Source organism: Campylobacter concisus (genome assembly GCF_902460595.1).
Lineage (GTDB): Bacteria > Campylobacterota > Campylobacteria > Campylobacterales > Campylobacteraceae > Campylobacter_A > Campylobacter_A concisus_BL.
This window is the reverse complement of the sequence record NZ_CABPVA010000001.1, coordinates 626,258-651,293: the sequence shown is the minus strand read 5'-3', so window position 1 is coordinate 651,293 and position 25,036 is coordinate 626,258. Positions and strand designations below refer to the sequence as shown.

The window sequence follows — 25,036 nt, the reverse complement described above, 5'->3', positions numbered from 1 at the left end:
AGATGGCAAGGATAGGATTTTTAAGCCACGCTGATATGAGCATACACTTTTTTAGACGCCCTATTATGCAGGCTTTAAAAGATATGGGGCATGAGGTTTTTGCTATCGCTCCAAAAGGAAATTTCACTAATGAGCTTGCTAAAAGCTTTCACACCGTCACCTACGAGCTTGATAAGGCTAGCCTAAATCCGCTAACCGTGATAAATAACTCAAAAAAACTATCTAAAATTTTAGGCGAGCTAAATTTAGACCTGCTGCAAACTGGCGCTCACAAGTCAAATGTCTTTGGCACGTTTGCTGCTAAAAATGCTGGCATAAAGCACGTGATAAATTTGGTCGAAGGCCTTGGTAGTTTTTATATCGATGATGATATTAAGACAAAGGCCGTGCGTTTTGTCATGGAGAGCCTTTATAAGCTCTCTTTTGCAAAGGCTGATGCTTGCATCTTCGTAAATGACGCAGATCCAGACTATCTGATCTCTAAAAATTTGATAGATAAAAGCAAGGTGTATCGCATAAAAAGTGTCGGCGTGGATACTGCTAAATTTGACCCAGCTATCACGCAGGCAGCTGACTTGGGTGAAAAAAAGGTGGTTCTCATGATCGCCAGAGCCATGTGGCACAAGGGCGTTCGTGAATTTTACGAGGCAGCAGAAATTTTAAATGGCTACAAAAACTGCGAATTTGTCTTTGTGGGCGAGGGCTTTGCTGGTAATAAATCAACCGCAGACGAGAGCTTTTTAAAAGGTGGCAAAGTGCGATATCTTGGCGCTAGAAACGACATACCACAGCTTTTAAAAGCTTCTTACTTGCTGGCTTTGCCAAGCTACAAAGAGGGTTTTCCTAGAACGGTTTTAGAGGCGATGAGCATGGCTAAAGCAGTCGTTGCAAGCGACGTGACAGGCTGCAATGAAGCTGTAAAAGATGGCTACAACGGGCTTTTATGCAAGGTAAAAGACACAAGTGATCTTGCTGGTAAGATAAAAATTTTACTTGATGACGAAGCACTTTGCGCTAAGCTTGGAGCAAATGGCAGGGACTGGGCAGTCAGTGAGTTTGACGAGAAGCAAATCGCAAAAAGATATATAGAAATTTATAGGAAATTTATAGATGTATAGAAATTTTTTAAAGAGGGTGATTGATATTTTGGGAGCACTATTTTTGCTTATTTTAACGTCGCCCATCATCATAGCGACAGCGGTCTTTATCTATTTTAAGGTTAGCCGCGACGTCATTTTTACGCAGGCAAGACCAGGGCTTAATGAGAAAATTTTTAAAATTTATAAATTTAAGACGATGAGCGACGAGCGCGACGCAAATGGCGAGCTCTTGCCAGATGATCAGCGTCTTGGTAAATTTGGCAAACTGATCCGCTCTCTTAGCCTTGATGAGCTGCCACAGCTCTTTAACGTGCTAAAAGGCGATATGAGTTTTATCGGACCAAGGCCGCTTTTGGTCGAATATCTACCCATCTATAACGAAACGCAAAAGCACCGCCACGACGTGCGCCCTGGTATCACGGGTCTAGCGCAGGTAAATGGCAGAAACGCCATAAGCTGGGAGAAAAAATTTGAATACGACGTCTATTACGCTAAAAATTTAAGCTTTATGCTTGATGTAAAGATCGCTTTGCAGACCATCGAAAAGGTGCTAAAACGAAGTGGTGTCAGCAAAGAGGGGCAGGCGACTACGGAGAAATTTAATGGCAAAAACTAAGAAAATTTACATCTACGGAGCGAGTGGGCATGGGCTTGTGATCGCTGACATCGCTAGAGATAATGGCTATGATGAGATAGCTTTTTTAGACGATGCTAGCGAGCGTAAATTTAGCCCAGAGCTTGAAAAAGCTGACATCATAATAGCCATAGGTGATAATAAAACAAGGCAAAAGATCAGCCAAAAGGTGGAGGCTGCTGGCTTTGAGATAGTAAATTTGATCCATAAAAGTGCGGTTGTGAGTGAAAGTGCCGTGATAGAAAAAGGCGTAGTGGTCATGCCAAATGCCGTGATAAACGCAAAAGCATGCATAAAAGAGGGCGCTATCATAAACTCTGGCGCAGTGATAGAGCATGAGTGTGTGATAGGTAAATTTGCTCACATCAGCCCAAATGCAGCCCTTGCTGGAAATGTGAGCGTGGGAGAATTTACGCATGTTGGCATTGGCTCAAGTGTCATTCAAGGCATAAGCATCGGTAAAAACTGCATCATAGGCGCTGGAAGCGTGGTCGTTAGAAATATAAAGGACGGCATAAAGGCGTATGGCGTGCCTGCATGCGAGCGCACTAAGATATAAATTTAAAAATAAGTGCTAAAATCGCCAAAAAATCACGAAAGGTATGAAAATGGATAGGGTTTTTTTATCTCCACCAAATATGAGTGGAAAAGAGCAAGAATATATAAAAAAAGTTTTTGAAAGCAACTACATAGCGCCACTTGGCGAATATGTCAATAAATTTGAAGATAGCATAAAAGCCTATACTGGCGCCAAAGATGCGCTTGCACTATGCGCTGGAACTGCGGCACTTCACCTAGCACTTCGCGTCCTTGGCGTAAAAGAGGGCGATCTTGTGCTAGCTTCTAGCTTTACTTTCATGGCTTCAGTCTCGCCGATACTTTATGAAAAGGCAACTCCAGTCTTCATCGACTGCGATGAGAGCTGGAATTTAAGCCCAGAGCTACTTAAAAAAGCGATATCAAATTTACCTAAAAAGCCAAAAGCGCTAGTCGTAACTCATCTTTATGGACAAGCTTCAAAGATGAAAGAAATTTGTGAGATTTGCCAAAACGAGGGCATCGCTTTGGTCGAAGATGCAGCTGAAGCGCTTGGTGGATTTTACGGTGGCAAGGCACTTGGCACATTTGGCGTAATGGGCGGATATAGCTTTAATGGCAACAAGATCATTACCACTTCAGGTGGCGGCATGCTAGTTGGAGATAGCGAATTTGTAGAAAAAGCTAGATTTTACAGCACACAAGCAAGAGAGCCTTTGCTTCACTATGAGCACAAAGACTACGGCTACAACTACCGCTTAAGCAACGTCCTAGGCGCTATTGGCGTGGCTCAGATGAAAGTTTTAGAAAAGAGAGTTGAGCAAAAGAGAAAAGTATTTGATATCTATGAAAAAGAGCTTGGCGATATTTTAGAATTTATGCCAGAGCTGCCAAATTCTCGTGGCAACAGATGGCTCACAACTGGCGTTTTTGCTAAAAAAGATGCACATTTAAAAGTTATAAAAGCACTAGCTGATGCAAACATCGAGAGCCGCCCACTTTGGAAGCCTATGCACTTACAGCCTGTCTTTAAAGGTGCGTTAAGCTTTGTTGATGGATATAGCGAAGATCTATTTTCAAGAGGAATTTGCTTGCCAAGTGGCAGCGATATGAGCGAGCAGACACAAGAAAGAGTGATAAAAATAGTCAAGGAAAATGCGTAAATGTTTCATGCAACGAAGTTAAAAAGGCTCGTATTTTTCCTTCTTGGTGATGTTTTTATATTTATTTTTTCGATATATGTAGCATATCTTTTAAGATTTAACGCCGACATCCCAGATATCTACGTGCAAGGACTTTTTGTAACGGCTGGATTTTTGATCGTATTTAAGCTCTTTTTTATGTGGATGTTTAAAATTTACAAGGTGCCATGGAGATTTTTTGGCTTAAATGAGGCTCGTAAAATTTTCCTAGCTCACGTTTGCGCGGCGATCTTGTTTACGATCGTATTTTTCATCATACAAGATTTTTTAAATCCTTACCCAAGAAGTGTCATCTTTATCGATCTTCTCATCTCATGCCTACTTATCGGGCTTTTGAGAATTTCAAAACGAATGGTGCTTGACTTTTCAAACAGACCTCACAAAGGCGAGCCATGCGTGGTTATCGGCGCTACCTCAAAGGCGCTTCACGTCTTACGTGGCTTAAAACAGGGCTATCTTGACTACTATGCAGTTGGCGTGGTAGATGGTAGAAGCGATCTTGTTGGCACATATTGTGATGGATTTTTAGTTCAAGATAAAAAAGATATACCAAGCCTTATAAAAGACTATGACGCAAAGACTGCTATCATCGCACTTGCGCTCGATCAAGACGAGCTTCAAGCTTTAGTTGATGAGCTAACTGGATATGGCATAAGAGATATGAAACTCTTCTCACTTATCGAAAATGAGCCGATCAAAGATATCTCGATCGAAGATCTGCTCGCTAGAAAGCCAAAAGACCTTAATCCAGAAGCCATTTCAAATTTCTTAAAAGATAAAAGAGTGCTTGTCACTGGAGCTGGTGGCAGTATAGGAAGCGAAATTTGTAAGCAGTGCTTGAAATATGGCGTAAGTGAGCTTATAATGGTTGAACACAGCGAGTTTAACCTTTATAAAATAGGCGAAGATACAAGAGATAAAAGAACTGTTAGCAAGCTTGTAAATATCACAAATTTAAAAGACTTTGAAGAGGTTTTTGAAGAATTTAGGCCTGAGATCGTCATACACGCTGCAGCTTACAAACACGTGCCACTTTGCGAGCTAAACCCTCGCTCAGCAGTTGAAAACAACATCCTTGGCACAAAAAATGCAGTCGATCTTTCTAAAAAATATGGTGCTAAGAAATTTGTCATGATCTCATCAGACAAGGCAGTGCGCCCAACAAATATCATGGGTACAACTAAGCGTGTTTGCGAGCTTTACGCACTAAATTCAAACGAAGCAGGTGTGTGCGAGATAGTTTGTGTGCGCTTTGGCAACGTCCTTGGTTCAAGTGGCTCAGTCATACCTAAATTTAAAGCGCAGATCGCTGCAAACAAGCCTTTAAGCGTCACGCACCCAGAGATCACAAGATACTTTATGCTTACATCTGAAGCGTGTCAGCTAGTCCTTCAAGCAGCCTCTATCGCAAAAGGCGGAGAGCTTTTCGTGCTTGACATGGGCGAGCCAGTTAAGATCGTCGATCTTGCTAAAAAGATGCTTCTGCTTTCAAACAAAGAGCATCTGGGTATCGAATTTGTAGGGCTTAGACCTGGCGAGAAGCTTTATGAGGAGCTGCTTATCAACAAAGATGACGTTCAAACTAAGTATGAGTCGATCTTCGTGACACACTCACAGCCTTATGACCTAACCCTTTTAAATTCACAGATAAATGGGCTTTTACAGCTTGAAGATGACGAGGTGGCACCTGCTCTTAAGGTGATCGTGCCAGAGTTTAACCATGCATTAAATTTAAAAGGCTAGTTTTGGTTATAAAAGATATTAAGAGATTTAGTGACACGAGATATAAGGCAAGGGCGTATATCTGCTATTTATTTAGTAGAAATTTGCCAAACAGACTGCCTGGAGTGTGCTTAGAAAATATAAAAGCTGGCTTTGACAAGATCAGCCACGAGATAGAAAATTTTGATGCACTATACATTTTGGACGAAAATGGCATACAGATCGAAGACTCGATCAGCCTAAATGAAAAGTATAAAATTCCAAAAGGCGAAAACCGCGCAAATAAAGCCTACTACTACACCGCTGTGCGCGAGAAAAGGTGCGTTTTAAGCGATCCATATCCATCGAGTCTAAATGGAGGTTTGTGTGTCACAGCAAGCGTGCCTATCTATAATGAAAAAAATGAGCTTAAATTTATCGCTTGCATCGACATAAGCCTAGAAAATATCCTAAATATGGTCGATAGCGGCTTTGTAGAGGAGCATTTTGGTAGATTTTTAAAGACAGTCTATGCGCTCTTTTGTGCATCGCTTTTTATGATCTGCGCATTTTTATTTTGGCACGGCGTAAAGAGCTTTATCTCAAAGAGTATCGAGCATATAAATGTCGAAGAAATTTTTGAATCAACCATCATTTTAACGCTGGCCCTTGCCATTTTTGACCTTGTAAAGACGATATTTGAAGAAGAAGTTTTAGGCAAAAATCACGAAGAAAATAGCGTGATATATAAGACGATGGTGAGATTTATCGGCTCTATCATCATCGCACTTGCGATCGAGGCGCTCATGCTAGTCTTTAAATTTGCTATCACTGCACCTGAAAATATCATAAATGCTATCTATCTAATAGGTGGCGTGGCGATGCTGATGACAGCACTTAGCTTTTATCTCTTTAGCGTAAAAAGACAAGAGAACAGATGATTGCTATTATTGACTACGGTGCTGGCAACATCAAAAGCGTGATAAATGCTTTTAAATTTCTTGGGCATGAGTGCGTTTTAGTAAGTGAGCCCGAGAGTTTAAAAGAGCACTCTCATATCGTTTTGCCAGGCGTTGGAGCATTTGGCGAGGCGATGAAAAAGCTCAAATTTAAAGGCATGGACGAGGCGATAAAAGAGGCTGTGAAAAATGGCAAAGCGTTCATAGGAATTTGCCTTGGCATGCAGCTTTTGTTTGAAAAAAGCTTCGAATTTGGTGAGCATGAGGGGCTTTCTCTTTTGCAAGGCAAGGTCGTTAAATTTGATGAAGCTAAATTTGATAAGCCACTAAAGATCCCACACGTTGGCTGGAACACGCTTAGCTTTAAACAAAATGGTCTTTTAAATTTAGGGCTTAAAGAGCTTGAATATTTATACTTTGTGCATAGCTACCACGTGGTTTGTGATGATAAATTTGCACTTGCAAAGACAACTTATGGCTATGAATTTACAAGCGCGGTGCAGCATGAAAATCTCTTTGGTTTTCAGCCTCATCCAGAAAAAAGCCACGAGGTCGGGCTTAAAATTTTAGAAAATTTTGCGAGGTTGTGATGGAAATTTTCCCAGCGATAGATATAAAAGAGGGGCAGGCGGTTAGGCTTAGTAAAGGGCTCATGCAAAGCGCTAAAATTTATAGCAGTGAGCCAAGTGAGCTTGCTAAGAGGTTTGAAGGCTACGGCGCAAAATGGCTGCATGTGGTTGATCTTGATGGAGCATTTGTAGGAGAAACTATAAATTTTAACACGATCGAAAAGATAGTAAAAGCTACAAATTTAAAGGTGCAAGTTGGCGGTGGCATAAGGGATGAAGAGCGTATAAAGCGCTATTTGGATCTTGGAGTTAGCAGAGTGATCCTTGGCTCGGTTGCTCTAAAAGATCCAGAATTTACAGCAAAAATGGCTGGAATTTATAGGGTCGTAGTTGGTATAGACGCAAAAGATGGCTATGTGGCGGTGCAAGGCTGGGGTGAGGTTTCAAGTATAAAAGCGGTCGATCTTGCAAAAAAAATTGCAGATGTGGGTGTAGAAGCTGTGATTTGCACCGATATTAACAAAGATGGAATGCTTGGCGGAGTTAATGTTGATTTTAGCTTGCAAATAGCTAGAAGTAGCAAGCTTGAGACCATAGCAAGTGGCGGTGTGAGCGATATGAACGACATTTTAGCACTTAAAGAGACAAATGAGATAGCTGGTGTGATCGTTGGTAAAGCTTACTATGAGGGACGACTTGATTTAAAAGATGCTTTCAAACAAGTTGGCTAGCGTTAAAGCTTTTATAAATTTTAATTAGCTAGAATAGGGCAATTTTTACTAAAAGGATATTATGTGAAGATTTTGGTTGTAGATGACAGCTCAACAATGAGAAGGATCATAAAAAATACTTTGCAAAGGTTAGGACATCAAGAAATTCTCGAGGCTGAGCACGGGCTTGAAGCTTGGAATATCTTGACGCAAAACGAGGGTATTGAGGTTCTTATTACTGACTGGAACATGCCTGAGATGAATGGTCTTGAGCTTGTTAAAAAAGTAAGAGCTGAGCAAAAATATGTTGATATGCCTATCATAATGGTAACAACAGAGGGCGGAAAAGCCGAGGTTATAACAGCTTTAAAAGCAGGTGTTAATAACTACATCGTTAAACCTTTTACGCCACAAGTTTTAAAAGAGAAGCTTGAAGACGTTCTTGGTTAATGAAAGATAAATTTTACGAATTAAGCATCAAAACATCAAATTTTTATGATGAAATTTTAGAGTTAGTTTTTTCTTTTGGGGTCACCTGTGTAGAAGAGCTAGACCATGAGATCATCATCAGGGAAGAGTATGATCTAAAAGATATAGCTTGGGGTGTCGAAGAGTATGCAAAAGGGCTCTCTAGCGTTCGTAAAATTTCAAATGATTTAAAAATTTCTCTTAATTTAAAAGAAAATAAAGACTGGCTAGGCGAATATAAAAAGGCAGTTAAGCCTATTTTGGTTGATAAAATTTATATTAGACCTAGCTGGGAAGAGCCACTTAGTGGCGTAACAAATATCATAATCGACCCAGCGCTAGCCTTTGGCTCAGGGCATCATGAAAGCACAAATTCTTGCTTGCAACTTTTACAAAAATATGCAAAAAGTGGCGATAGTGCTTTAGATGTGGGATGTGGAAGCGGGATATTAAGCATAGCTTTAGCAAAGCTTGGCTGCAAGGTCGATGCCTGCGATACAGACGAGCAGGCCACGCAAAGCTCGCTTAGCAATGCCCAGCTAAATGAGGTTAAATTTAATAAAATTTGGACAGGATCTATTGCAAATTTAGAGCAAAAATATGATATCGTCGTAGCAAATATCATTGCTGATGTCATTTTTATGCTCTCAAATGACTTGAAAAAATCGCTTAAAAAAGGCGGCTATTTAGTATTGTCAGGAATTTTGAACAAATACGAAGATAGGATTAAAGATACGTTTAAGGATTTGGAGCTAGTTGAGATAAAACAGGCTAATGATTGGGTTAGCTTTGTTTATAAGGAAATGGATGAATAATCAAAATAATAACCAAAATAATGGCGATAATAACGGGTTTTTTAACAAAAATCCCATCTTTATCTTTGCTATTTTTGCGATAGTTATAGTTCTAGCTTTTAGAAGCTTTAGTGGCGACGGACTAGGCGGTACTTTTGGACTTGGCAGCAACGCTCAAAGCAAGATGATAGCTTATTCTGAATTTAAGGATATGCTAAAAAATAAGCAGCTAAATGAGGTTGCGATATCTGAAACTACGATAAAAGGTGTTGGTAATGACAAAACCATCTACCTCGCAAAGCGCATAAACGATCCAACGCTCATTGGCATACTTGAGCAAAACGGTATAACTTACAGCGTTTATAGCGAAAATAACTGGTTTGGAGATCTTATATTTTCATGGATCATACCGGTGTTTATATTTTTTGCTATTTGGATGTTTATCGCTAGTCGTATGCAAAAGAATATCGGCGGTGGCATACTTGGCATAGGAAGTGCGAAAAAGCTTATAAATTCTGAAAAGCCAAAAGTTAAATTTGATGACGTCGCAGGCGTTGAAGAGGCAAAAGAAGAGGTTCAAGAGATAGTTGATTATCTAAAAAGCCCAGATAAATACCTAAGACTTGGAGCTAAAATTCCAAAAGGTATTTTACTAGTTGGCCCTCCAGGCACTGGTAAAACGCTTCTTGCAAGAGCAGTTGCGGGCGAGGCTAGTGTGCCATTTTTCTCTATGTCGGCATCAAGCTTCATTGAGATGTTTGTTGGCGTTGGTGCAAGTAGAGTTAGAGATCTTTTTGAAAATGCAAAAAAAGAGGCTCCAGCGATTGTTTTTATAGATGAGATCGATGCGATCGGTAAGAGCAGAAATTCTGGTCCAATGGGGGGAAATGATGAGAGAGAGCAGACGCTAAATCAGCTTCTTTCTGAGATGGACGGCTTTGATGCGGATAAGTCACCGGTCATCGTTATAGCAGCTACAAACAGACCTGAGGTTTTGGATGCTGCGCTTTTAAGACCAGGTAGATTTGATAGGCAAGTGCTTGTTGATAAGCCTGATTTTAAGGGACGTTGCGATATTTTAAAAGTTCATATGAAAGATGTAAAGATCGGCAAAGACGTTAATATCGAAGATATAGCAAGACTTACTACAGGTTTAGCAGGGGCTGATCTTGAAAATATCATAAATGAGGCAGCTCTTCTTGCAGGACGTAAGTCAAAGACTTTTGTTGAGCAGGCTGATCTAGTGGAGGCTGTCGAGAGATCGATAGCTGGTTTAGAGAAAAAATCACGCCGCGTAAATCCAAAAGAGAAGAAGATAGTCACTTACCATGAAAGCGGCCATGCCTTGGTAGCTGAGCTAACAAAAGGTGCAAAAAGAGTGACAAAAGTCTCAGTCGTGCCACGCGGTCTTGCAGCGCTTGGCTATACGCTAAATACACCTGAAGAGAATAAATTTATGATGCAAAAGCATGAGTTACTTGCAGAAGTGGATGTGCTTTTGGCTGGTAGGGCTGCTGAAGAGGTCTTTATAAAAGAGATATCAACTGGAGCTAGTAATGACCTAGAGCGTGCAACTGATATCATAAAAGCTATGGTTAGTATGTATGGTATGAGTGATGTTGCCGGTCTTATGGTGCTTGAGAAGCAACGCGCGACATTTTTAAATGGCGGACAGAGCATAAAAGACTATAGCGACAAGATGGCTGAAAAGGTTGATGAGTTCGTAAAAGCACTTCTTCATGAGAGATATACAGCTGTGCTTGGTCTTCTTGAAATTTATAAAGGTGCCATTGAAAACATGGTCTCAGCGCTTTATGAAGAAGAGACTATCGAGGGAAAAAGAGTTAGAGAGATCATCAAAAACTACGAAGAAGAAAATGGTCTTGAAAGCAGGCTTGTAGAGCTTGAAGAAGAGGAAAAAGGCAAAAAAGAGGAATAAAATGAGTGGCTACATCGCTAAAGTAGGGTATAAATTTATATTATTCTTTTTGATTTTATTTGTTATATCTGTTTTATTTGGTATTGCGCCGCTACTTTTTATAGCGTTGCTTCTTTTAACTCTTTATTTTTTTAGAGATCCTGAAAGAGAGCCTTTTACTGATGACAAACTAGCCTTGCTTTCGCCTATAGATGGCAAGATAAAAGAGATCAGCGTTTCAAATTTTGATGATAAAGAGGTGGCTAAGATAGTTATCTCAAAGCCCTTTTTTGGCGTTGGCACGCTAAGGGCAGTTAGTGACGCTAATGTCGTTGATATCAAAAGAAGGCATGGACTATTTTTGTGTCAGGCTATGAAAATTTCAGAGATGCTAAATGAAAGAGCGATAATTCGTTTTGAAAAAGGAAATATCAAATTTGCTATAAAGATCATAGCTGGAGTTTTTAGTAGAAGTTTAGAAATTTATAACATTACCAGTCTAAAAGCCTCTAGAAAATTTGGCTTTTTAGGAAGCGGCGAAGTGATTTTATACTTGCCAAGAGATACTAAAATTTGTGTAAGTGTTGGCGAGACCGTTAAAGCTGCTTCACTTCTTGGATACTTTGAAGAGGAAAAATAAAATGAATAGCATACAAAAAATGCAGTTAATGTATATCTTGCCAAATTTATTTACCGCAGCAAGCGCTTTTTTGGGCGTTATAAGCATTATTTCATCTATTCAGGGAAACTATTTTAAAGCTATTATTTACATCATTCTTTCACTGATTTTAGACGGACTTGATGGACGTGTGGCAAGACTTACAAAGACTACAAGTAAATTTGGTGTGGAGTTTGATAGTCTTGCAGACCTTGTAGCATTTGGCGTTGCTCCAGCGATCTTGTTTTATCTAACAGTTGGTGCAAAATTTGGCAGATTTGGTGCGTTAATAGCAGCCATGTTTGTAGTCTTTGGAGCTATTAGACTTGCTCGTTTTAACGTCACCACCGGCACATACGAACCAAATGTTTTCATCGGACTTCCTATACCATCAGCAGCTATCATCGGAGTGCTTTGGGTTGGTATTTATCTAAAGCATGATTTTTTATATGGCTTTGAGTGGTGTTTGATGCTACTTGAAGCGGTTTTAGCTATCTTGATGGTTAGTAACATCCGCTATCCAAGCTTTAAAAAGATGAATTTAAAGCAAACTCATGTTATAAGAATTTTAGTAGCGCTCGTGGTTGTATTTTCTATGCTTTATCTATATCCTTACGAGAGTGCGACATTTTTGATGAGTGTTTATATGCTTTATGGTATTATTAGAGCGGCTATAATGTTTAGCAAAAATCACAAAAAAAAGGAGAGCGAATGAGCGAAAACGGCATAATAAAATCGCGTAAATTTTTACCAAAAATCGAAATCAAAAACTCTCTACTGCTGCTACTTAGGTAGCAAATTCTTCTTTACTTAACTCATTAAATTTAAATATAAAAATATTAAAAGGACAAAAAATGGATAAAAATAAAATTATAATCTTTGATACGACTTTAAGAGATGGCGAACAAAGCCCAGGAGCTTCTATGAACACAGCTGAAAAGCTTCAGATCGCACTTCAGCTTGAAAGGCTTGGTGTTGATGTGATGGAGGCTGGATTTGCAGCGGCTAGCCCAGGGGATTTTGACGCGGTAAATCAGATCGCAAAGCAAGCTTCAAACATCACTGTCTGCTCGCTTGCACGTGCAGTTGAGCGTGATATTAAGGCAGCTGGCGAGGCACTAGCTCCAGCAAAAAACAAAAGAATTCACACCTTCATAGCAACAAGCCCGATCCACATGCAGTACAAGCTAAAAATGAGACCAGACGAGGTGATTAGGCATGCGGTTGAGGCGGTACAATACTCAAAAACATTTTGCGATGACGTTGAATTTAGCTGCGAGGATGCATGCAGAAGCGAGATGAGCTTTTTAAAAGAAATTTGCGACGCAGCGATAAATGCAGGGGCAAAAACCATAAACATCCCTGATACGGTTGGCTACTTGTATCCAGAGGAGATCACAGCTCGCATTAGTGAAATAGTAAAATTTATAGGCGATAGAGCGGTAGTTTCGGTGCATAACCACAACGATCTAGGCATGGCTACGGCAAATTCGCTAGCTGCTATAAAAGCTGGTGCAAGGCAGGTTGAAGGCACGATAAATGGCATAGGTGAGCGCGCTGGAAATGCTGCGCTTGAAGAGATCGTGATGGCTATAAAAACTCGCCAGGACGTCTTTGCACCACTTTACACAGGCATCATCTCAAAAGAAATTTATCCAACTTCAAGGCTGATCGCTAGCATCACAGGCATCGAGCCACAGCCAAACAAAGCAATCGTTGGCAAAAACGCCTTCGCGCACGAGAGTGGCATCCACCAAGATGGCGTGCTAAAACACAAAGAGACCTACGAGATCATCAGCGCTGAGAGCATCGGCTTGGAGAAAAACTCGCTCGTCCTTGGCAAACACAGTGGCCGCCATGCGTTTAAAGATAAGCTTGCTAGCCTTGGATTTGACCTTGATAGTGAGGCACTCAATAAGGCATTTGAGAAATTTAAAGACTTGGCAGATAAGAAAAAAGAGATATTTGACGATGATATCAGGGCGCTTGTGGCAGAGGAGATCACGAAAATACCGCAGGCTTACGAGATCACAGACTTGCTTCAAAGTAGCGGTGGCAGCTTAGCAAGTGCTTCTATGAGCATCAGGCACAACGACGAGATCATTAGCGACTCAGCCCTTGGCAATGGCACTGCTGATGCGATATTTAAGGTAGTTGATCGCATTAGTGGCATTAATGGCACGCTCAAAGATTACAAGGTCACAGCTGTTTCTCAAGGCAAAGATGCTCTTGCAAAGGTCGATGTAAAAGTCGAGTTTGAGGGCAAAACAGCCGTAATGGGTCACGGACTTGATATCGATACGATGATGGCAAGCGCTAAGGCCTATGTCGGCGCACTAAATAGCTACCTTCGCATCCATAAAAACTAAAATTTTAGCTGGCTGCTAAATTTGCAGCTGGCTACTTTAAATTTAACTCTCTTTGAATAAAGGTCTAAATTTATTGGCTTTTTAATTTCTAAATCTTTACCAATTTTAAAATTTAATCAAGCTATTTTTGCAAATTTAAAAATCTTACTCACTCGCCTTAGCAACTTACTAAATTCAGGTCTCGTTATCACTTGCCACTGAATTTGGAAGTGTGATATGCTCGCCCATAAATTTTAAAATTTGAGGGAGACTTTTTAGAATAGAACGCATGCAGTGCGAAGCGCTATCGCATGCACCTCTAACGTTGTCGGGGTTGGGGGATTGTTAAGGGGGAAGGGAGCGACTTCGTAATTCAAGCCTCTTCCCCCTTGACAATAGAATTTATAAACATGTTGTGCAGTTGCGACCCTTTGAAGCAAAGCTCAAGTCCCCTTGTCTCCCTTTTAAATAAAAAGAAATTTGCAAATTCAACCAAGCTTTTTTACAAATTTAAAAAATTCATTCACTCGCAAGAGTTGACTACTAAAATTTGGCTTCGCTTGCAGCTTAGCTCAAATTTTAGAGCCGAAATTACTCGTTCATGAAATTTTAAAATTTACTTGACACTTATTTGGACCGATAAAGTTATTTTGCAAATTTTAAAACTTTACTCACTCGCCTTAGCAACTTACTAAATTTAGGGCTCATAGTCATTCGCCACTAAATTTAGAGCCGTGATATGCTAGCTCTAATTTTAAAATTTGACAGGAGTTTTTAATTGCATGCAGTGTTTTAGTGCCACTTTAATGTCGTCTGAGTTGGGATTAGCTCTTTTGCTCCGTAGGCAGACCACTAAATTTAAAACCGCGATAGCTAGTTCTAATTTCAAAATTTGTTATAAATTTGGACCTACTGCCCTACTATCTTTTTAACAGCTAGCGAGGCTAAATTTAGCCCAAAGCAGGCAGTCACACCCATGAAGCTGCCAAGTGGCTTGCAAAGTGGCTCTTCTGTTGAAAAAACGACGTCAAATTTACCGCTAAAGCCTGATTTTTTGAGCTCATATCTATATTTTCTAGCTAGTGGGTCGACCGAAGTTTTCCAAACGCTGGCCACCTTTATCTTGGTTGGATCAACCCTTTTTGCCCCACCCATCGAGGCTATAAATTTGCTAGGATCTACCGCATTTGCAAGGGCGATCTTGGCGGTGATATCATCGATCGCATCGATCACCACGTCAAATTTACTAAAGTCAAATCCAGCGACAAACTCAGGTGTGATCAGCGTCTGCATAGGCGTGATGCAAGGATAAATTTTGGCAAACTCCTCCACCTTTACGCCGCCTACGTTTTCACTGTAAATTTGGCGATTTTGATTTGTCACGTCAAAGATGTCTTTATCGATTAGAGTGATGCTTCCGACCCCGCTTCTAGCAAGCGCATCTACGCACATCCCACCAACGCCTCCGGCTCCGCAAACTAGCACTTTTGCGCTTTGAAGCTTGCTAAAACCATCCTCGCCAAAGAGCCATTTTATCCTTGTAAATCTATCATTTTGCATCAAATTTCCCTTTTAAGCTCTCTAAGCTCTCGTATGAAGTCATGTTTAGTTTTATGGGCGTTATCGTGGCAAAGCCCTCATTTACCTTGCTGATGTCGCTTGGCTCGCCTTTTTCATATTCAAGTGCGGCGTTTCCAAGCCAGTAGTACTCGATGCCTCTTGGGTTGCGGTTAAGCGTGGCATGCGTGGCGTAGGTGCGTCTGCCAGCTGGCACGACGGAGTAGCCTTTGAAATTTTTGCTAGTTGTGGCTGGGATATTTACATTTAGAAATTCTCTTTGATTTAGCGAAATTTCATCATTTAGCACCTTTGGTACGATAAATTTAACGATCTCTTTTGCCAGCTCAAAGCCAAGTTCGTTTAGTGAGTTGTTTTCATAAAACTGCGAAAAAGCGATGCTTCTAATGCCCTGTAAAACGCCCTCCATCGCCGCTCCACACGTGCCAGAGTAGGTGATGTCCTCGCCTAAATTTGCCCCGTGATTTATGCCGCTTATCACTAGATCTGGTTTTTTATTATAAAGTGCGTGAAGTGCGAGATAGACACAGTCGCTGGGCGTTGCGTCGTCAAGTTTAAAAAAGCCATCATCAAGTTTTATAAACCTAAGTGGCCTTGTGAGTGTCAAAGAGTGAGCGCAGGCTGATTTTTCAGAGCTTGGAGCTACGATCGTGACATTTACGCCATCTAGCTCGTTTAAAGCTTCTTTTAAGGCAAGCAGGCCAGTCGCCTCAAATCCATCGTCATTTGTTATCAAAATTTCTTTCAAATTTTATCCTTTAAAGGGTTGGATTTTATCACAGCTTTCTTAAAATTTTAAAGAATTTTTGCGTATAATGCCCCCAAAAAAAGACCTGATGAAAGTGTGTAAATGAAAATTTTAGTCTCCGCTCTTGAGCCATCGGCAAATTTGCATTTAAAAGAAATTTTGAAAAATTTCGAGGGCGAATTTGAGCTAATGGGAATTTTTAGCGAAGAGCTTGGCACGCCATATATGAAAAGCAGTGAGTTTTCAGCGATGGGCTTTGTCGAGGTTTTGCCGCTCATTTTTAAGGCAAAAAAGGCGATGAAAGTGATGAGCCAGATGGCAAAGGAGGCTGATGCGGTGCTGCTAATCGACAGTCCAGCCTTTAATCTGCCGCTTGCAAAGGCGATAAAAGAGGCCGGCGCAAAAGCAGCCGTGACATACTACATCTTGCCCCAAGTCTGGGCGTGGAAGCCAAAAAGAGTGAGCGTTGTGGAGAGATACTGTGACAACCTAGCTTCGATCCTGCCATTTGATGCGAAATTTTATAGCCGCTCGACCTACGTGGGCCATCCTTTGATGGATGAGATAAAGCTTAAAAAAACTAGCCTAAGTAGCAGCGGCAAAGTGGCGTTTTTGCCAGGATCAAGAAGGTCAGAGATTTCAAGGCTGATGCCAGTTTATAGAGAGCTTGCTAAAAAGATAGAGGCTAAAAGGCTGCTTGTCGTGCCACCTTTTTTGCTTGATAAAGTGGGCGAAATTTATGGCGATGTGAGCGACTTTGAGGTCGTCTCAAACACGCCTGAAGCCTTGTATGAGAGTGATTTTGCCTTTGTTTGCTCTGGCACTGCTACGCTTGAAGCAGCGCTCATTGGTACGCCATTTGTGCTAGCATATAAGGCAAAAGCGATAGATGTTTTCATCGCTAGAAAATTTGTAAAGATCAAGCACGCGGGACTTGCAAATATAATGTTTGATTTCATGGGCAAAGAGCCGCTTCATGAGGAATTTATCCAAGAGTTTGCAACGGCTGAAAATTTGCTAAGAGCCTACAAGAGCTGCGATAGGCAAAAATTCTTAAAAGGCTGCGATGAGCTAAGGGCTTACCTAGGGCATGGCAGCAGTAAAAATGTAGTAAAAATTTTAAAAAATATGGAGTAAAAAATGAGTGAACCAATGACAATGCACGGATACGAGAAGATAGAAGCTGAGCTAAAAGATCTAAGGCTAGTGCAACGCCCACAAATCGTAACAGAGATAGACATCGCAAGAAGCCATGGCGATCTAAAAGAAAATGCCGAGTATCACGCAGCAAAAGAGAAGCAAGCCTTTATAGACGCTAGGATCGCTGAGCTTAGCGCACTTTTAGCAAACGCAGAAGTGATCGATCCAAGTAGCTACGAGCATGACAGGGTGAGGTTTGGCTCAAGTGTGACGATAATGGACGAAGAGACTGAGGTAGAGCATACTTACACGATAGTTGGCGTTAGCGAAAGTGACCTAGACAAGGGCTATATCTCGATAAACTCACCTCTTGCAAAGCAGCTTTTAGGCAAGGCTGAGGGAGATGAGGTCGCGCTAAATTTACCAAAAGGCAGAAGCGACGTTGAGATCGTTAAGATCTGCTACAAACCTATAAAATTTGACTAAAAAGACGAGGCAAAGGGCTAAAAACTGTTTTTTGGCTCTGCTAATTTTTAATTAAGGCAAAATTTGAGCGAATATCTATATGCCCCCGTTATAAAAGAAGGCGCGATCTTTTTGGCTGATGCGCATGAAAACATAAACCGCGATGGATTTTTGAAATTCTTGCGCGCCGTCGATAGCGGAGAGATCAAAGAGCCGCCACAGATTTTCTTGCTTGGTGATATATTTGATTTTTTAACTAGCGAGGGCGAATATACAAGAGAATTTTACGCTGAGCACTTAAGCCTTTTAAATAAAATTTCACAAAAGGTGGAAATTTTTTACTTCGAGGGCAACCACGATTTTAGGCTTTCAAATTTATTTAATAAAACTAGAGATTTTTGGGACAAAGGCAAGAGGCTAAGCTTTGAAGGGGTAAAAGTTTATGACATTTGCGCTCAGCCAGTGAAATTTAGAACGATAGGTGGCGAGCACGTCCAGATCGCGCACGGAGATATATTTTTACCTTTTATAGATAAGTACGCACTTAGGTTTTTAAGGCTTAGATGGTTTTTGAAATTTATGAACGCGCTTGATAAAATTTTGAGCTTTAAAATTTCAAAAGCGATATTAGCCAAACTTACTAAGAAAAATCTGCACTATAAAATTTCAAACTTCAAGGAACTAATGAGCAAGCATTTGCAGGGCTTTGACGCAAGTGTAGTGATAGAGGGGCACTATCATCAAGGTGAGCTATTTGATATTTACGATAGATTTTATATAAATTTACCTTGTTTTGCATGCGAGCAAAGTTATTTTGTTGTAGAATACGCCCAGCAAAAGTTGAATTTGCTCAAAATGAGTTTGAAAGGACATTGATGTTTGGAGACAACGTACTAAAAACGGGCTCAAACGAGATGGAACTTGTTGATTTTCGTATCTTTAAAAAGGCCGAAAACAAAGTATATGAAGGAATATACGGAGTCAATGTCGCAAAGGTGCGGGAGATCATTAAGATGCCAAATCTTACCGAGCTTCCTGGCGTTCCTGAGTATATCGAGGGAATTTTTGATTTAAGAGGTGTGGTTATCCCCGTTATAAATTTGGCAAGATGGATGAATATCATCGAGCCAACTGAGGGTGTAGTCATAAAGCCACGTGTTATTATCGCTGAATTTAGCGGTATATTAATCGGTTTTATCGTCCATGAGGCCAAGAGGATCAGACGTATAAACTGGAAAGACATAGAGCCTGCAAATTTTGCTGCTGGAGCTGGTACTCTGGATAAAGGTAAGATCACAGGCGTAACAAGAATAGAAAATGACGAAGTACTTCTCATTCTTGATCTTGAAAGCATCGTTGAAGAGCTAGGAATTTACTCACCAAAGATCGAATTTGACGTAACAGACGATCAAAAGATCAAAGGCGCTGCTTTAGTTCTAGATGATAGCTCAACTGCTAGAAAGCTAGTAAAAGACGCACTTGAGAAGATGGGTCTTAGCGTAGTTGAAGCTAAAAACGGCGTTGAGGGCTTAGAGAGAATGGAAGAGCTTTATCAAAGATATGGAGATAACTTAACAAAAGAGCTTAGAGTTATCTTAAGTGATATCGAAATGCCACAAATGGATGGATACCGCTTTGCTTCAACTATTAAAAATGATGATAGATTTAAAGATGTTCCGATTGTGTTTAACTCTTCATTAAGCAACGAATTTAGTGAGGTTAAGAGTAAAGAAGCCGGTGGTGCTGCGTATCTTACAAAATTTGATGCTGGTGTATTTTATCAAGAGGTGCTAAAAGTGATTGAAGCACATTCTAAATCTGCGAAGTGAGGTGAAGTATGGATGATATGAAAGAAATAATGGAAGACTTTTTAATAGAGGCTTTCGAACTTATTGAGCAGATAGACCATGACCTTGTCGAACTTGAGTCAAACCCTGAAGATTTGGAGCTTTTAAATAGAATTTTCCGTGTTGCTCACACAGTAAAAGGTAGCTCAAGCTTTTTAAATTTTGATGTTTTAACAGAGCTTACTCACCACATGGAAGATGTTTTAAACAAAGCTAGAAAAGGCGAGCTAAAGATCACTCCGGACATCATGGACGTTGTTCTTGAGTCAGTTGATATGATGAAGGGACTACTTGAGAGCATTAGAGATAACGGTAGTGACGCAGCCGCTGGCATTGATATCAAAAATATTTGTGTAAGACTTACTCAAATTTCTGAAGGTGAAGCACCAAGCGCAGCCGCAGAAGCTCCAGCCGCACCAGCACCTGAGCCAGTAAAAGAGCCAGAACCTGTCGCACCAGCTGAAGAAGCAGCTCCTGAAGTAAGTGATGCTGAGCTTTCAAAGCTAAGCGACTCTGAGGTTGAAGCTGAGATAGAAAGACTTTTAAAAGTTAGAAAGGCTGAAGATCAAGCAAGACGTGCTTCAAAAGGCATAGCTCCAAAATCTCCTGAAGAGATAGCTCCAGCCACAAGCGCTGCGTCAGCACCTGCACCTAAGCCAGCTCCTAGTAGAGAAAGAGATGCGGATAAAAAAGTGCCAGCAGCTAGTAGTAACAGTGCGGTAGCACAAGAGCAAACGATACGTGTTGAAGTAAAAAGACTTGATCACTTGATGAATTTAATCGGTGAGCTTGTTCTTGGTAAAAACCGCCTACTAAAAATTTATGATGACGTAGAAGAGAGATATGAGGGCGAGAAATTCCTTGAAGAGCTAAATCAAGTAGTATCAAGCCTAAGTTTAGTTACGACTGATATCCAGCTTGCAGTTATGAAGACAAGGATGCTTCCAATAGCAAAAGTCTTTAATAAATTCCCACGTATGATACGTGATCTTAGCCGCGACCTTGGTAAGCAGATCGACCTTGAAATTTCAGGTGAAGAGACAGAGCTTGATAAATCAATCGTTGAAGAGATCGGCGATCCGCTAGTTCATATCATCAGAAACTCATGCGATCATGGCATCGAAGATCCTGAGACAAGAAAGGCAATGGGAAAACCTGAAAAAGGCCTTGTTCAGCTAAAAGCTTACAATGAGGGCAACCATATCGTTGTTGAGATAGTTGATGATGGTAAAGGCTTAGATGCTGATATGCTTAAAGCCAAGTCGATAGAAAAAGGCATCATTACTGAGCGAGAAGCCGATGCAATGAGCGAAAAAGAGGCTTTTGGTCTTATATTTAAGCCAGGATTTTCAACTGCAGCCAAGGTTACAAACGTATCTGGTCGTGGCGTTGGCATGGACGTTGTTAAGACAAATATCGAAAAACTAAACGGCATAATTGATATTGAGAGTGAAGTTGGAAAAGGCACAGTTATGAAGCTTAAAATTCCACTCACACTTGCGATCATTCAATCACTTCTTGTCGGAACACAAGAGGAATTTTATGCGATACCACTTGCGAGCGTTCTTGAAACTGTTCGTGTACCTATCGATGATATTTACACGATTGATGGCAAAAACGTTCTAAGACTAAGAGATGAGGTCTTGTCTCTTGTTAGACTTTCAGATGTCTTTGGTGTCAATAAAGTCTTTGATGGCGGAGATCAAACTTATGTCGTTATCATCGGCGTTGCTGAGGCAAAACTGGGCATCATAGTAGATACATTAGTCGGTCAAGAAGAGATCGTTATTAAGTCAATGGGTGATTATTTACAAAATATCCCAGGCATCGCTGGAGCTACTATAAGAGGCGATGGCCGCGTAACTCTTATCATAGACGTTGGTGCTATGATGGAGATGGCAAAGGATATTAAGGTAAATATTAGAGCCGAAATGGAAGATAGTGCTAAAGCAAAAGAGAAACCAAGCGATTATAAGGTCCTAATCGTTGATGACTCTAAGATGGATAGAACCATCATGCAAAAATCGCTTGAGCCAATCGGCGTCACAATAATAGAAGCAACTAACGGAGTAGAAGCACTCAATATAATTAAATCAGGCGAGCATGCATTTGATGCGGTCTTAATCGATATTGAGATGCCAAGGATGGACGGATATACTCTAGCTGGTGAAATTCGCAAATACTCTAAGTATCGCACTTTACCACTAATAGCAGTAACATCAAGAACGTCTAAAACTGATAGATTGCGCGGAGTAGAGGTTGGTATGACTGAATATATCACAAAACCATATTCGTCAGAATACCTTGAAAACGTTGTTAGAAAAAATATTAAATTAGGTTAGGGGTTAGGCGATGAATGATAAACTAAACCAAGTTTTAAGCAAACAAAAACAGCAAATTGACGAGCCTGAGATAAAAAACAACGAAGATATAGTCCAACTTGTAGGCTTTGTTGTTGGCGAGGAAGAGTATGCGATACCTATTTTAAATATCCAAGAGATAATCAAGCCTATCGAATACACCCGTGTTCCTAGTGTGCCTGACTATGTCCTTGGTGTATTTAACTTGCGTGGAAACGTTATCCCTCTTATTGATTTGCGAAAACGTTTTTCACTAAATGTTACAAAACAAAGCTCAAACACAAGATATATCGTCATGAAAGATGAGGATAATATAGCAGGCTTCGTGATAGACCGCTTGACGGAGGCTATCAGAATAGACCGCAACAGGATCGATCCGCCGCCAGAGACTTTAGTAAAAGACAAAGGCATGATCTATGGTATCGGCAAACGTGATCAAAACATCCTTACGATTTTAAAGGTTGAAAGCCTTTTAAAGCGTGATTTTTAGGGCATAGCTTGATAAAACTTTGTGTTTTTGACTTTGACTCTACGATAATGGACGGCGAGACGATTGATATCCTCGCCGCTGCCAATAACGCCAGCAATGAGGTGGCTAGCATAACGAAGCGTTCTATGAACGGCGAACTTGATTTTTTTGAAAGTCTTACAGCAAGAGTAAAATTTTTAAAAGGAATGCCACTTTCAAAGGCAGATGAAATTTGTAAAAATTTACCTATCATGCCAGGAGCTAGCGAGCTTATAGCGGCTCTAAAGCAAAAAGGTATAAAGGTCGTGGTTTTTAGTGGTGGTTTTCACATCGCAACTGATAAGATGCAAGAAAAACTTAAATTTGATGCAAATTTTGCAAATATTTTGCACCATAAAGATGGAATTTTAACAGGTGAAGTTGGCGGAGAGATGATGTTTGGTAGCTCAAAAGGTGAGATGATAGATCGTTTAAAGGGGCTATTAAATTTAGATAAAAGTGAGATCATGTGCGTTGGCGACGGAGCTAACGATGTGTCTATGTTTAGAAAATGTGATCTAAAGGTTGCCTTTTGTGCGAAAGAAATTTTAAAAAAAGAGGCGACGCATTGCGTGGATGTCAAGGATCTGCGTGAAATTTTAAATTTTATAAGGTGAAAAAATGTATGACAATGAAGCTAGATTTTCTCTTTGGTGTGACTTTATAGAGAGAGATTTTTTACAAAACGAATTCAACTCTTTGCTGGAAAGTGGCGTTATAAACGGAGCTACAAGCAACCCAGCTATCTTTAAAACAGCTTTTGCATCACCTGCTTACAAACAGATCATACAAAATAGCAACAAGCGTCACCCAAAAGATCTCTATGAAATTTTAGCGACCCAAGATATCAAGATCGCCGCATGTAAAATGCTAGAAAACTACGCAAATGGCGATGATGGCTTTGTTAGCATCGAGGTTGATCCAAATTTAAGTGGCGAAACAGCTGCTACGATAGAAGAGGGCATCAGACTTCACAACCTTATCTCAATGCCAAATGTTATGATAAAAATTCCAGCCACAAAAGAGGGCTATGAAGCGATGAGTGCGCTTATGGCAAGAGGTATCAGTGTAAATGCGACGCTCATTTTCTCGCCAGATCAGGCTAAAAACTGCCTAGAGGCTTTTAAAGAGGGCAGTAAGGCATACGCAAGCCGCTTTGTGGATACCACTATGCCAAAAGGCGTTATTAGCGTTTTTGTTAGTAGGTTTGATAGAAAGCTTGATGAGACAATGTCTGCAAAGAGCTTGCCAACAGGACAGATCGGCATAATGAACGCTGCAAATATCTATCATATCATTGAGGATTTTGGCTTAGACAATGTAAGGACACTTTTTGCAAGCACTGGCGTAAAAGGCGGTGGCTTAAGAGGGGATTATTACGTTAGGGAGCTAATGTATAAAAACTCTATAAACACAGCTCCGATAGATACGATAAAAGAATTTATAAAAGAAAAAGCTGAGGCAAAAAATGCTCCTAGCAAAGAGAATATCTCAAGCTTTTTTCACATCATAAAAAATAATGAGATCGATATAAATGCTACTTATAAAGAGCTTTTAAATGACGGCTTAAAGCAGTTTGTTGCAGCATTTGACGACATTATGAAATCGCTTTAATGACCAAACAAGACCTAGACTCATATCTGTGCTCTTTAGTGGATAAAGGCGGTAGCGATCTTCATCTAAAGTCTGCAAGCCTTGTTTATGGCAGATTTAATGGTGAGATCATGCCACTTAGCGAAGAAAATTTAGACCCAAGTGACGCAGTAGCTATCGCAAATGAGCTTTTGGGGGCTAAATTTGATGAGTTTATGGATAAAAAAGATATAGATTTTTCTTATAAACTAAATGATGAGTACTGCTTTCGTGTAAATATGTTTTTGCAGATAAATGGAATTTCTGCTGTATTTCGTGTCACTCCAACTAAAATTCCAACCATAAAAGATCTAAATTTACCAAGTGTGATAGAAAAAATTTGCACTGAGACCACTCGTGGTATCATCCTAGTGACTGGCCCAACTGGAAGTGGCAAGACGACAACGCTTGCTAGCATGATAAATTTCATAAACCAGACAAAAAGATCGCACATCGTGACTATCGAAGATCCGATCGAATACGTATTTAACGACGATAAAAGTATAATAAATCAGCGCTCTATCGGGGCAGATGCGCTAAATTTCTCAGATGCGCTAAGAGCTTCGCTAAGAGAAGATCCTGACATCATCTTGGTGGGCGAGATGAGAGATCTTGAGACGATTGAGACTGCCATTAGAGCTGCTGAGACTGGTCACTTGGTGCTTTCGACACTTCACACACTTGATGCAAAAGAGAGCGTAAATAGAATAGTAAATAGCTTCCCTCAAGGCGAGCGAGATAAGGTCAGCCTTATGTTCTCTTCAGTGCTTGCTTGCGTCATCTCACAAAGGCTAGTTAAGACACTTTTTGGCACAAGACGGCCAGCAGTCGAGATCATGAGAAAAAATACCCGCATAAAAGAGCTCATATCTGAAGAGAAATTTGACGAGATCGATCTTGCCATAGCTGAGTCAAAAAATACTTACGGCATGCAAACTTTTGATCAGCACCTGCTTGAGCTTTATGAAAATAAGATAATTAGTGCCGAAGTAGCACTTGACAATGCCAGCAATAGGGGCGATTTGCAGCTTAAGATAAAAAGCTCAAATGTGGCAGGTTTTAGCTTTGAAAATGGTGTAAATTTTGGCAAACCTCAAAGTAAACAAGATCAACCTGAAGTGATCGCGCTTAAAGAAATTTAATAAGCTTTATGTGAAATT

General features: G+C 40.4%; 25 protein-coding genes. 23 read left to right on the top strand and 2 right to left on the bottom strand.

Going from position 1 to position 25,036, the window contains the following annotated elements; all coding sequences use genetic code 11:
• The first annotated feature begins 2 nt into the window (after positions 1–2).
• The 14 genes from pglA (at position 3) to F3G86_RS03110 (ending at position 13,619) form a co-directional block, all read left to right on the top strand.
• Entirely contained in the window at positions 3–1,118 is a 1,116-nt protein-coding gene (gene pglA / locus F3G86_RS03175; protein ID WP_149722960.1) for a N,N'-diacetylbacillosaminyl-diphospho-undecaprenol alpha-1,3-N-acetylgalactosaminyltransferase, read from the top strand.
• On the top strand, positions 1,111–1,716 hold the full coding sequence (gene pglC, locus F3G86_RS03170; protein ID WP_149709079.1) for an undecaprenyl phosphate N,N'-diacetylbacillosamine 1-phosphate transferase: 606 nt from the start codon (positions 1,111–1,113) through the stop codon (positions 1,714–1,716). The genes pglA and pglC overlap by 8 nt, the downstream gene beginning before the upstream one ends.
• Entirely contained in the window at positions 1,703–2,293 is a 591-nt protein-coding gene (pglD, locus tag F3G86_RS03165) for a UDP-N-acetylbacillosamine N-acetyltransferase (RefSeq protein WP_149722959.1), read from the top strand. The genes pglC and pglD overlap by 14 nt, the downstream gene beginning before the upstream one ends.
• Before the next feature lie 49 nt (positions 2,294–2,342).
• Positions 2,343–3,434 carry a UDP-N-acetylbacillosamine transaminase gene (gene pglE, locus F3G86_RS03160; protein ID WP_149722958.1) on the top strand — a complete coding sequence of 364 codons (1,092 nt, stop codon included), beginning with the start codon at positions 2,343–2,345 and terminating at the stop codon, positions 3,432–3,434.
• A complete protein-coding gene (gene pglF / locus F3G86_RS03155) occupies positions 3,435–5,216 on the top strand; it encodes a UDP-N-acetylglucosamine 4,6-dehydratase (configuration-retaining) (RefSeq protein ID WP_103573202.1) in 1,782 nt (593 codons plus the stop codon).
• A gap of 2 nt (positions 5,217–5,218) precedes the next feature.
• Positions 5,219–6,115: a PDC sensor domain-containing protein gene (locus tag F3G86_RS03150; RefSeq protein WP_103573201.1), complete on the top strand. Its 897-nt coding sequence runs from the start codon at positions 5,219–5,221 to the stop codon at positions 6,113–6,115.
• Positions 6,112–6,723, top strand: a complete 612-nt coding sequence (gene hisH / locus F3G86_RS03145; RefSeq protein ID WP_103573200.1) for an imidazole glycerol phosphate synthase subunit HisH — start codon at positions 6,112–6,114, stop codon at positions 6,721–6,723. The genes F3G86_RS03150 and hisH overlap by 4 nt, the downstream gene beginning before the upstream one ends.
• On the top strand, positions 6,723–7,433 hold the full coding sequence (gene hisA, locus F3G86_RS03140) for a 1-(5-phosphoribosyl)-5-[(5-phosphoribosylamino)methylideneamino]imidazole-4-carboxamide isomerase (protein WP_149722957.1): 711 nt from the start codon (positions 6,723–6,725) through the stop codon (positions 7,431–7,433). Before hisH ends, hisA begins: the two co-directional genes overlap by 1 nt.
• 63 nt (positions 7,434–7,496) lie before the next feature.
• Positions 7,497–7,862, top strand: a complete 366-nt coding sequence (locus F3G86_RS03135; protein WP_002939933.1) for a chemotaxis response regulator CheY — start codon at positions 7,497–7,499, stop codon at positions 7,860–7,862.
• Positions 7,862–8,695, top strand: a complete 834-nt coding sequence (locus F3G86_RS03130; RefSeq protein WP_103642319.1) for a 50S ribosomal protein L11 methyltransferase — start codon at positions 7,862–7,864, stop codon at positions 8,693–8,695. The genes F3G86_RS03135 and F3G86_RS03130 overlap by 1 nt, the downstream gene beginning before the upstream one ends.
• The gene (ftsH, locus tag F3G86_RS03125) at positions 8,688–10,613 is read left to right on the top strand and encodes an ATP-dependent zinc metalloprotease FtsH (protein ID WP_021087314.1); all 1,926 of its coding nucleotides are present in this window, start codon (positions 8,688–8,690) and stop codon (positions 10,611–10,613) included. Before F3G86_RS03130 ends, ftsH begins: the two co-directional genes overlap by 8 nt.
• A 1-nt stretch (position 10,614) precedes the next feature.
• Positions 10,615–11,232 (top strand): phosphatidylserine decarboxylase, encoded by a 618-nt coding sequence (locus F3G86_RS03120; protein WP_149715617.1) that lies wholly within the window; start codon positions 10,615–10,617, stop codon positions 11,230–11,232.
• A 1-nt stretch (position 11,233) separates the two neighbouring features.
• Positions 11,234–11,965: a CDP-diacylglycerol--serine O-phosphatidyltransferase gene (gene pssA / locus F3G86_RS03115; protein WP_149715616.1), complete on the top strand. Its 732-nt coding sequence runs from the start codon at positions 11,234–11,236 to the stop codon at positions 11,963–11,965.
• Between the two features lie 139 nt (positions 11,966–12,104).
• Entirely contained in the window at positions 12,105–13,619 is a 1,515-nt protein-coding gene (locus F3G86_RS03110; RefSeq protein ID WP_149715615.1) for a 2-isopropylmalate synthase, read from the top strand.
• 888 nt (positions 13,620–14,507) lie between these two features.
• Here the strand turns inward: F3G86_RS03110 and F3G86_RS03105 are convergent.
• A complete protein-coding gene (locus F3G86_RS03105; RefSeq protein ID WP_149722956.1) occupies positions 14,508–15,158 on the bottom strand; it encodes a tRNA threonylcarbamoyladenosine dehydratase in 651 nt (216 codons plus the stop codon).
• A complete protein-coding gene (gene surE, locus F3G86_RS03100) occupies positions 15,148–15,924 on the bottom strand; it encodes a 5'/3'-nucleotidase SurE (RefSeq protein ID WP_107796602.1) in 777 nt (258 codons plus the stop codon). The genes F3G86_RS03105 and surE overlap by 11 nt, the downstream gene beginning before the upstream one ends.
• Before the next feature lie 102 nt (positions 15,925–16,026).
• Here surE and lpxB point away from each other — a divergent pair, with 102 nt between their 5' ends.
• The 9 genes from lpxB to F3G86_RS03055 all read left to right on the top strand — a co-directional run bounded on the left by lpxB (position 16,027) and on the right by F3G86_RS03055 (position 25,018).
• Entirely contained in the window at positions 16,027–17,061 is a 1,035-nt protein-coding gene (gene lpxB, locus F3G86_RS03095; RefSeq protein WP_107796601.1) for a lipid-A-disaccharide synthase, read from the top strand.
• 3 nt (positions 17,062–17,064) lie between these two features.
• The gene (gene greA, locus F3G86_RS03090) at positions 17,065–17,550 is read left to right on the top strand and encodes a transcription elongation factor GreA (RefSeq protein WP_012001423.1); all 486 of its coding nucleotides are present in this window, start codon (positions 17,065–17,067) and stop codon (positions 17,548–17,550) included.
• Between the two features lie 63 nt (positions 17,551–17,613).
• On the top strand, positions 17,614–18,405 hold the full coding sequence (locus F3G86_RS03085; protein WP_103573190.1) for a UDP-2,3-diacylglucosamine diphosphatase: 792 nt from the start codon (positions 17,614–17,616) through the stop codon (positions 18,403–18,405).
• Positions 18,405–19,358, top strand: coding sequence for a chemotaxis protein (locus F3G86_RS03080; RefSeq protein WP_107914591.1), 954 nt, complete (start codon positions 18,405–18,407; stop codon positions 19,356–19,358). The genes F3G86_RS03085 and F3G86_RS03080 overlap by 1 nt, the downstream gene beginning before the upstream one ends.
• A gap of 8 nt (positions 19,359–19,366) precedes the next feature.
• The gene (locus F3G86_RS03075; RefSeq protein ID WP_149722955.1) at positions 19,367–21,718 is read left to right on the top strand and encodes a hybrid sensor histidine kinase/response regulator; all 2,352 of its coding nucleotides are present in this window, start codon (positions 19,367–19,369) and stop codon (positions 21,716–21,718) included.
• 10 nt (positions 21,719–21,728) lie between these two features.
• Positions 21,729–22,226: a chemotaxis protein CheW gene (locus F3G86_RS03070; protein WP_021087872.1), complete on the top strand. Its 498-nt coding sequence runs from the start codon at positions 21,729–21,731 to the stop codon at positions 22,224–22,226.
• A gap of 8 nt (positions 22,227–22,234) precedes the next feature.
• Entirely contained in the window at positions 22,235–22,861 is a 627-nt protein-coding gene (gene serB / locus F3G86_RS03065) for a phosphoserine phosphatase SerB (RefSeq protein ID WP_149722954.1), read from the top strand.
• Positions 22,862–22,865: 4 nt separating this feature from the next.
• Positions 22,866–23,858 (top strand): transaldolase, encoded by a 993-nt coding sequence (locus F3G86_RS03060; protein WP_149722953.1) that lies wholly within the window; start codon positions 22,866–22,868, stop codon positions 23,856–23,858.
• Positions 23,858–25,018, top strand: coding sequence for a type IV pilus twitching motility protein PilT (locus F3G86_RS03055; protein WP_021087845.1), 1,161 nt, complete (start codon positions 23,858–23,860; stop codon positions 25,016–25,018). The genes F3G86_RS03060 and F3G86_RS03055 overlap by 1 nt, the downstream gene beginning before the upstream one ends.
• Positions 25,019–25,036 lie beyond the last annotated feature (18 nt).